Raw genomic sequence first — 8,590 nt, 5'->3', positions numbered from 1 at the left:
GCTCCGTGCCCGGTGCATAAGCCACGTGTGTATCAGGATTGCGCAACCGTCCCCAAGCATCATAACTCAATTCCTGTTTTAATGTGCCATCAGCATTCGCAATATGCGTGATGCTGCCCAAATAGTCACGGCAGATGTAATATATCTTCCACTCACTGCTGTTTTCTTCCTTGACATACACGGCCGGAGCACTGTAAGCATCACCACCGATGTATAAGCGTTGGGCGGCATTGGCCTTGATACCGTCAATTTCATACTTGCCGTCAAAATAATAACGTGTCAGAAGAATGAAACCTCCGCTGTCTACAATCATTTTTATCCGGTCGCCGTCTGCATTGTATGTCAACGAAGCTTTGATGCCGTTTTCTAAAATCTCATCCGGCCGTTGAATGGAATTATAAGCAACAGTCTGTGACCTTAAAGGCACAGTGTTTCCATCAGGTGTCAACATGGTAACCTGATAAGGTCTGTCCGCATGATTGTATTGCATGCTGCCCATGCCGGGCATCTGCGTGATGTTGCCGTTGGGAGCATAGGTTATCTGTTGTTGCCCGATGCTACTCAGACGGTTCAGATTGTCATATCCGAACGTTTCTGTAAGATGGCGAATGTTGTCGGTTCTGCTATTCAGGTTACCTGTCTGCACATCGAAGTCGTAGGCAAAGTTTTGGATGTTGCCTGCTGCCCTTCCCGTAGGCATTCCGAATTCATTATACGCATAAGTGCGGACCAGCGAACCGGTGGCGGCTTTGGTAGGCTGACCCAAGGCGTTCTCTTCTGTCAGCTTCCAAATGCTGATGTCGTCATTCAGCTTGATTTCTGTATTGTACCCGTTGGAATAAACATACTTTTCTGTTGCAATGGCTCCTGTTTGTGAGGTATATGAGATTTCGGCAATGTTGCCATCGTGATAGCTAAACCGCTTTTCTAAGAATTTCCCTTCGGAAAGATTGTCCCAAACGGCTGCAACCCTATCCATTTCATCATATTCAAATACCCGCATGCTAAGATTATCTGAATATAACTGTGCTAAAGTACCGTCATCATTATAAACGTATGAGGTATTTGTGTCAGCTCGTTTTTCCACTACCCTGCCATATTGATCGTAGACAGTCGTGTTGCTGACATTTCGAGCATCGGTCACCGTCAATGTCTTGCTGCCGTCAGCAGCATAGGTTTCAGTGAAGCTTTGTCTTCCAGCACTGGGGTCGGTGATGGATGTCTGTCTTCCATATTGGTCATATTCAAACGACGTCACCACATTACCCGGGGCCGTTATGTGCGATGGCTGACCATCCGGGCGCAAGGTATATTCTATCGTTCCACCCGGATCTTCTACTTTTATCAATGCCCCCGATTCATCTGTCGTTTTTGTTGTGGCAATGCCGTTTCGTGTCTCGGTGGTGCTCAGTCCGTCATAAGCCCATGTAGTTGTTTTGCCCGAGGCCTCTATCAGGCTTAGCGGACGGTTGTAAGGGTCGTAGGTATAGGTAGCCCAGAAGTTGGGTGACGTTCCTCTAAAAGGAAGCGACACTTTTTCCAACCGTCCCCTTCCGTCATACGTCTGGTCAACAAACTGCCATTGGCCGTCAAAGCGCAGGTTCCCCTTTCTGATTTCACGTCCCAAAGCATCATAATGCACAATCGTTGATGGTTTACCCGTAGCGGTCTTCGTTACGGTATACAATCCCTGTCCGCCCCAGTCCGTTTTTACTTCTTCTTTCGTTCCATCCGGGTGTTGGGTGGAGATAAGCTGCCCCCAAGCGTCATACTGATAAGACGTAGTACGGTGCTTGAAGTCGGTCACTGTACCTGCATGGCCAAACTTGTCATAATTGGCATAGGTCGTGGTTTGTCCCAAGGCGTTGGTTGAAGAAGCAAGATTCCTGCCTTCAGCATCATAGGTAAACGTCGTACCTAAGAATGTAGACACGTCATACGGTGCCGAAAGTTCACTCGTTATGTTGCCATAAGCGTCGTAGGTCCAGCGCGTCTCATTTACCTTGTTGTCTTGAATATATGAGATTCGAGTTTCGGGCAAACGATTGGCATTGTAGGCAACCGTCTCCTTATTGACCCACGATGTGCCACCGCGTACATTCGTAACGGTTTTTGTCACAGGTTGTCCGATCAGGTATCTGCCAGATGTTACCAGGTCGTCATACGTTTGCACCGTTGTCGTCCGTAAAGCGGGAGAACCCAAATAAGTGGTTACTTTGGTGGGATTGTTGTACGCATCATACTCATAGCTCGCATAGGAATAGACATGGGTCAGTTTATCTGTCTCGGATGTATAGATCAGTCTCGGATTATTTTTCTTATTGGAAAAATAGTCTTGCGAATAGGAATAACTAATGGTTTTATAGGGCGAATCCACCATAGTGGTTACGCCAAACAATTGTGGGTCGCGAGTTTCCTCCACCATTATGTTCTCTACGTTCTCGTTGGTAACAACTTTCTCAAATCCTCCGAAGCCCAGCCCCGTGCGATGCATGACGGCACCGTAATAGGAGTAATAGTATCGTTTTACCAGAATGTTGCTGCCAGTATAAATCTCGCTGGACCGAAGCAGATTCAACGGAGCAATAAAAGAGCAATAGGGATAAGAACGGTATGTATTTGTAGCGTAATAATTGCCACTCAATTCCGTCATATCCGAATATCCGTTGGTGTATCTGTTGCCGTAACTGTCTGTAAGAGTGGTAAGCAGGTGTGCTTTTCTGTTGTCTTTGGTAAACCGGTAACAATTTACTTCCGCATCCTCGATTGCGATAAAATGGCTCATGCTGTAATAATCGCACACATTAGACGGCAAAATCTTTGTTCCGGAAGGTATGGTAACGGCTCCTGCCAATGTGGGCTGAATAACACCGTTTTTGTTGAGAAACAGGTTTACCTGATTGTTTTTTACACGAAGCATATCGGCATTACCGTCGCCGTTGATATCCATCAGAAAATATTGTTCGTCGTATTCTGTATTTACGATGGACATAGTGGAACTTAAAAATCCTTTTCCAGTTGACAAGTAGGCTGTCCACTTGTTGCCGTTGTTTACATATCCGAAATCAACTTCTTCCATTATCTCTGAGCCGTGGGTTGAGCAACAAAAACTATCGTTACTGCCCTGACCGCCAGGATATCCCGGTTGAGAATTATAAGGGTCATTGGGATAGTTTCCGTTACACGGTTGTAACTGATTATTACATTTTCTGCATCTTGCGGCATACCTATCTTTGTAGGTATAATGAGGCTGTAAGTTTAGACCGCAATGCCGGCAATTGGGATTGAACATTTCTGTTATTGGTTCCAATCCATTACAAAAAGGACACCGGTGAGGAGCCCAAATGGGCAATTCCGTCAACTGCGTGTCTTGATAGGATTCATTAGGCGGGACCAATATGTCTATTTTTCCATCCGCATTCAAATCCGCCAATACTGGTTTTTTATTGAACTGACTTCTGTTGATTGACCCGGTAGTATAGAGTTTTGTAAAAATGTTTTCTGATAGTCCGTACACGTCCATTCCCGACGAAGTAGCATAACACAATTCCATTTTGCCATCGCCGTCCATATCCAAAGGATAAATATAGTTTCCATCGGAAAATCCTACGGAGAAAAGTGATGATTCACTGATTTTGGTTTTCGTTTCCAAATCTATCAGAGCGAAATACGAAGTCATATCCTGCCCAGTAAAGGCTTTGTTGTGGGTTACGGTAAGGAGCTGCACTTTACCTGTACCCTTAAAGTCACCGAAGAAATAAAGACGAGACATGGGACTCCATGTTTTATTACGGTTGTTCACTTCTCCGATTACCGATACATTGAACGATTGAGAGGAGAATGATGCTCCGGAATGGGTATAGGTGGTTATTTTTAATATGGTGTTGCCTTGATTTGTTCCGTTGAAATTCACTTTTACGATCTCATCCACACCGTCGCCGTTAACATCTACCGCCTGAATGGTTTGGAACCCTTCTTCCGTTTTGATGGTCTGGGTATTACTGAAAAACGATAATCCCGGAGCAATCAGTATATTCTGGTCTGCTGGATACCCGCTTCCATAAATTTCATATCTCCCTGTAACAATGCCAAGAAATTTCTTAACTCTTTCTCCTGTTTTTTTGTATGTGCTGAATGTACCCGGAAAGGTAATCAGTCCGTCCCCGAATTTATTTTTGATAAACTTGCCACGTACATACACAGGGCTTGCTGCTGAAGAGCTGGAAAAATAGGAGGATAAAAACTGACTGTATTCGCGAGTGAGCTGTCCGGATTGATGGTCGTAGTAATGACCATACGAAAACCGAAGCGGGTTCAGCGATGAACTGCCCGAAGTGCAATCGATTTGGGTTAGCCGTTGCACATCGTTTAACTCATGCGTCAGCCTATAAGTGCACAACTCCTGCCATGCGCCGTTTACCTTGTTGCGCGACACAACACTTTTGAGTAGTTTATTTGCCGAAATAGGCAATGCGGATATGTAGGCTGTGGTAAAGTCGATTCTATCCACATAATTAAACAGAATTTCGGCTTGATGCGTGGCGGTAGTTTTGCCACCATAACTTACTTTTGTGAGATAGTAGTTATTGCCTGATTCAATATAGTCAAAGTTGATTTTATACCCTTTTATGTCCGTTATCTCTGTTATCGGATATACGTATTTCATATCCGTATTATTGGTAAATCCGAAAGTAGCAGTGCTTCCGTTGGGATAGGCTACGGTAAAATAGGCTACGTTCGTACCGTATAAATGTTTCTTAACCAATACAAACCCCTGTGCTGTCTCATATTGATATGCGGTTAGCGAACCAGTGTTATTAACCAAACGTGCACCGTCTAACGCAAAAACGCATTCGCTGGGTTTGCTCAAATCCACAGGTGCTGTAATTCCATCGTAATGGATGGTTTTTCCGGTAACTGTTATAGCCGAGATTCCGGCAAGATTCCAACCGTAACCCGCCACACCGTTGCCTGACTGACTGTTATAAGCAATGGAAATTTGGGGGGCGGATGAACTTACTGGATCAGTAGTAATGGGTATGGAATACGTTTTTCCACCCGATGGAGTCATTCCTTCCGTAAAAGGTATTTTTCCGATGTCTTTCCCGAAATCGAGAGAAGACGCTCCTTGCACCGTTGCCATCATAGCTTTGCGAACGGCAACACCACGATACATGAGTCCAGCTTCTTCGCTATAAATACGTTTGGGCGCTCCATTATAGATTACTCCGAAATCGAATGGCTTGCGTTTATAATGGAATACGGTGTCTCCAGCGGCTGTTATTTCATATTCAACAATAATATCTTCATTTTTCTGTTCAGCAGCCTGTTCAGCAGTGGGCGAAATACGCAAACTATCTGTCACGTACTGTGAACGAATCTGTGTCGTATTAACGAAGAAAGCTAACAACAGAAGAGATAGGTGTAAGATGTTGTTTTTCATTGTTGGGGGTATGAATTATTGCTTGATGATTTTCCAACTGGTAGGCTGTCCATTTAATTGGATATTCAGGATATAAGTTCCAGACTGATAGCTACCCATATTGATTATGGTCTTTTCAGACTGGATCTTGCCTTTTTTCAACAGCGCGCCTCCCAAGGTCAGGATAGAAAACTCACCCGACATGGAAGATTGATACCCTGTAATTGAAAGGGTTAATTCTGACAGTACAGGATTGGGATAAATCTTGAGCTGTTTTTCTGCCAGCATTTCGTGGAAGAATATCGAATCGGTTTTATTTTGCAAAGCCTTAGAAGCTCGTGTTTCTAAAACGATTGTCCTTCCAATGCGGTTTCCCGCAGCATCATAGGCATACGACAAAGACTGCTGCGCATTGGTTTGTAAGGTTATGCATACCAATATCACGGTTAGAATCAAGTGTTTCATACATCTTAAGGTTTTAGTCATTAAAGATAAGCGTTGAGTATAATCTGAATATATCGCTATATATTCTTGTATAGTATCGCAAATATAAACACTATTTTTTGATTTTACAAATAATATGGAATAAAATAACAAAAGTCTCCACGGTTCTTTCATTTAAAAAGTCTTGGTTCTTTTTCTACATATCATTATTTTATAGCACACCAGTAACACAGTGAAAGCTGTTCTTTTCTAAAAATACTACCATAATCGTATGGTATTTAGCTATTGATATTCGAGTGGTATGAAAGGTTCAAATTTTCGTCTGACCATATGAAAATCAATAAAGTAAATACTAATAAAAGTTGGTCAGGTGAGCTATTTTTGTACCTTTCCTCTATCAACAGTTCGTTAAAATTTGAGATAATGGCTACGCAGCTTTCCTCTGCCAGCCAAAGAGTTCTTTGATAGTATGACTAATTAACTTTCGAGTAAACAGTCAATATAAGCTACTTTCACACAAACAAATAACCCTTGTATGCCTGACAGCACGTAAGGGTTATTTGTTATTTGAAATCTGAAGGTCGCATTTTTGTGAGTTCCTTCTCCGCCATATCTGGCAGGAGCTTTGAAAGAACTCCCCTCATCCATTTGTATGAATCTAAGTCTGTTTCACTGTAATAAGGTATTTGCAACAGCTTATGTCATTGCACTGAGTTTATTGTCTATGTCAGAGATCTTATGAACTCATTGATACAAGCTTATACCATAATGCACAGGTATCTTCATAAGGGATGAACCGCCTCAGCAGTCGTATGCAGTCAACATGTTGTTCGCAAAAGTAAACTTGATTGCCCTGTCTATTTCAAATTGAAGTCGGCTGCAGATACCCATTGCCCTGCGAAAGTGGAGCCTGTGAACCCAAATCGGTCATTAGAAAAAGCTTCTTGTCATTTTCTAATGACCGATTTGGGTTTATCAGTGATTGTTTTTGATTTTCATGTGGCTATAAAAACAAAGCTGAACGTATCATTCCACACGAGTTTCAATAGCTAACCCACACTAAAGAAACTAATATCGGATTCTTACGAGCATAATAAGAAAGCCATATCAAACTCAGTGTTCGAGTGTTGATATGGCTCTTTCTATCTTTTAAGAGAGGGCTTGTTTCAATATTATAAATTCGTACTTATTGCAATGGAGCATTGACACACCCTCTTGACTCATTATTTTAATATTATCAGTACGAAATTTTTAAGAATTATATTCCTCTAATTTGTATCAAAAAATGAACTTTTTGAACATGTTATTTGAGAACATTGCTGTAGAACTCCCAATATATATTTAATGCTGGTCATCATTATGACCTCAGTTTCTAATACTTAAATGTAGCAGTTAATGTTATCTTACGTCCATCAGCATGCGCATACTCTGCATCTCTTGCCATCAACATAGAAGCTGGTGTATAATAAGTATTATTAAGCAAGTTTGAGATACCTAAATTAAGTTCCCAATCCTTTAAACTTATTCCTGTTGAAAAGTTGAGCAAATTTATACTACTAACTTTTCCTTCACCCTCGTTATATGTACCTTTTCCTGTGGTATCAAAGCGGTTACGGTCTCCTGTATGAACGTAATGTAGCTGCATATACATATTCTTAACGGGAGCATAATCAATATACATAGCAAACTTGGCTGCAGGGATAGATATGTTAGACATATAGGTATCCCATTTGTCTGAAGTAGACTTGAGCTTCCCCTCAAACCATGTGAAATTGGCACCTGCTTTTAAGTTGTTTAATATTTGCGCGTCTGCATTCAATTCCATTCCATATACCTTTTGAGGTGTTCGGTTGACTACCCAAAAACCAGCATCATCAATCGGATGTTCAAGTTAGAAGTACAATTTGTTAAAAGTGTTAATTTCATCTTCGTATAATATACTTCATGTTATTGATAATCAGTAGGTATTGAAGTACTAAAACTTCAAGAAAAACACAACTGTCAATGCACAAAAAATAATGGGNAAGAAGANATTCTGACCCGTTTAACACTTTTTGCATTGACTATGGGTAAACAATTAAATTCAAAGCATCGGCAGAAAATTGCCGAACTTCTGCAAGAGGGAAAGAATTTCAGAGAAATTGCTGAAATTCTGAAAGTAGACCGTACCACGATATTGCGTGAAATTAACCGCAATGNTGGGGATAACGGCGTGTACAATCCACAATTAGCCGAGTCTAAAACGAGAAGGCGTAAAAAACTCCAAGCGGTNTCTCCNGGAGCTGTCGCCAGACTTCCTCCCAACGTACGGGCGGAAGTTGAAAAGGTTTGGGCTTTTGAAACTCCAGCTGTCAAACGAAGGCAGTTGATTGTCGATAAGTACATAAAAGAGTACGGTCCAGTAATAGAGCAGAAACTCATTTCTCCAAGAGCAGCCATGTGTGCTCTTGCAAACGAGTTNTATATGAGNAGCAGTGCGATATACTATCTCTTGAAAAGGGAGGGTATCTATCGGGANGCAGCTCATCCTGTCTGTTTGTCTTCATCCATNTATAAAGAATAACCTTTTAATCTACTCATCATGTACTATATCGTAAAAGAAATTTATGTGAGCAAGAAACCCCTTTGGTTGGTTGACCTGCTCTTTCAGATAAATCCATCNTTGTATAGAGAGAAAGGTTCAAAAGAAATGATTGAGACCAAATTCAACATCATACTTTCTCT

Annotated in this window: 3 protein-coding genes and 1 pseudogene; 1 reads left to right on the top strand and 3 read right to left on the bottom strand. The window is 41.7% G+C overall.

Annotation, left to right across the window (positions count from 1 at the left end; all coding sequences use genetic code 11):
- From HMPREF9304_RS11800 to HMPREF9304_RS11790, 3 genes and pseudogenes are all read right to left on the bottom strand, one after another.
- Positions 1-5,443: FG-GAP-like repeat-containing protein (locus HMPREF9304_RS11800; protein ID WP_036929426.1), on the bottom strand; the 5,443-nt coding region annotated here is incomplete at its 3' end.
- A 15-nt stretch (positions 5,444-5,458) separates the two neighbouring features.
- Positions 5,459-5,887, bottom strand: coding sequence for a T9SS type A sorting domain-containing protein (locus HMPREF9304_RS11795; protein WP_036929424.1), 429 nt, complete (start codon positions 5,885-5,887; stop codon positions 5,459-5,461).
- A 1,351-nt stretch (positions 5,888-7,238) separates the two neighbouring features.
- Positions 7,239-7,733: pseudogene (locus HMPREF9304_RS11790) on the bottom strand (TonB-dependent receptor); the annotation flags it as partial.
- A gap of 198 nt (positions 7,734-7,931) precedes the next feature.
- Between HMPREF9304_RS11790 and HMPREF9304_RS11785 the strand changes: the two are divergent.
- Positions 7,932-8,429: a helix-turn-helix domain-containing protein gene (locus tag HMPREF9304_RS11785; RefSeq protein WP_036927089.1), complete on the top strand. Its 498-nt coding sequence runs from the start codon at positions 7,932-7,934 to the stop codon at positions 8,427-8,429.
- Positions 8,430-8,590 lie beyond the last annotated feature (161 nt).

Source organism: Hoylesella timonensis S9-PR14 (assembly GCF_000762405.1).
GTDB lineage: Bacteria > Bacteroidota > Bacteroidia > Bacteroidales > Bacteroidaceae > Prevotella > Prevotella timonensis_A.
Note: the sequence above shows the minus strand (reverse complement) of the source record. Positions and strands in the feature narration are given on the sequence as shown.

Bases quoted from the DNA above. Each gene is read 5' to 3' on its own strand.
- HMPREF9304_RS11795 (WP_036929424.1), bottom strand. From the start codon at position 5,887: ATGAAACACTTGATTCTAACCGTGATATTGGTATGCATAACCTTACAA.